The organism is Sinorhizobium sp. BJ1 (genome assembly GCF_002531555.1).
Classification (GTDB): Bacteria; Pseudomonadota; Alphaproteobacteria; order Rhizobiales; family Rhizobiaceae; genus Sinorhizobium; species Sinorhizobium fredii_B.
Map to the genome: position 1 here is coordinate 1 of NZ_NWTH01000111.1, position 999 is coordinate 999.

General features: G+C 58.5%; 2 protein-coding genes. One reads left to right on the forward strand and one right to left on the reverse strand.

What is annotated here, in order from left to right; translation table 11 throughout:
* Window positions 1–55 precede the first annotated feature (55 nt).
* Window positions 56–436: a hypothetical protein gene (locus tag CO676_RS34285; protein WP_179875780.1), complete on the reverse strand. Its 381-nt coding sequence runs from the start codon at window positions 434–436 to the stop codon at window positions 56–58.
* Window positions 437–664: 228 nt separating this feature from the next.
* On the opposite strand from CO676_RS34285, the gene CO676_RS35670 reads away from it, so the two are divergent.
* Entirely contained in the window at window positions 665–811 is a 147-nt protein-coding gene (locus tag CO676_RS35670; protein ID WP_179875781.1) for a hypothetical protein, read from the forward strand.
* The last annotated feature ends 188 nt before the right edge of the window (window positions 812–999 follow it).

Here is a 999-nt window from a genome sequence, read left to right on the forward strand (position 1 = left end):
ACCGAACTCACAAGAAGGGAATCCTCAGCCCGACTCCGTCTTCAACGGACGTGCTCTAGTGCAACTCATTCCGATCCTTGGTCGCTTTTGCCCGCCGCCTCCTGCCATCCGTGTCATTGCCACTCCTACCTTGAGTTTCACTACGCGGCGGTTTATCGACTGCGCCGCCTTCATTATCCCATTCTTCAAGCGAATCCCTCATCCGCGCCGCGGAAGCAGGATCCGGAGTGTCCACGTCGAATCCCGCCACGGATGCTTCGCTGATGATGGCATCCATGAGGTCTGGATCTGATATATCCAGATCAGGGAAAACGCGACGCACTGCGCCAAGGGCTTCAGAAGTCGCTAATGGCCGGGCTTCTTTCTGACACGCGCTCAGAAACGCGCTGATCGCCGCGCGCACCTCAGGCGATACCTTGCGGGAGTGCTTTCTCATCATCACCTCCCAGTGAATGAAAGCTCTGAATCTAAACGCTACCTACGTGTCAATGTTCCTGGTGTCGCTTGGCGGCTAAAAAGGCTCTCCTCACTTTGTGTGGTGGTGCAGTTGGTTGAGGGGCAGCATGCGTGCTTTCAATCTCCGCGGCCGTCCTTGTCCGGCGCGCATAAGCGGTAGCAACCACTGGCAGCCGGCCGGCGAATGTTTGTCGTTCACATTTTTTAAATGCGACCGGCCAGCGGCTTAGCCGCCGACCTCGGCGCGGAAGTGATCAAGGTCGAGAGCCCGCCGGCGACGATACCCCGCACCTGGGGCCCGCCTTTCATCGAACAGCCGGACGGCAGGGGCGGCACCGAGACGGTGGCAGCCTAATTCTACACGGCAAACCGCGGCAAGACGTCGGTCGCCTACGATTTAGGTGACCAGAGGATCTCACCCGCCTCAAGGCATTGATCGCGGAAGCGGATGTCGTGGTCGAGAGTTTCAAGGTCGTGGGTTGAAGGTAAGCGCGAATTTCCCAGCACCTTTTGCGGTTGAGTGTGCTGAGGCATGAGGTGTCC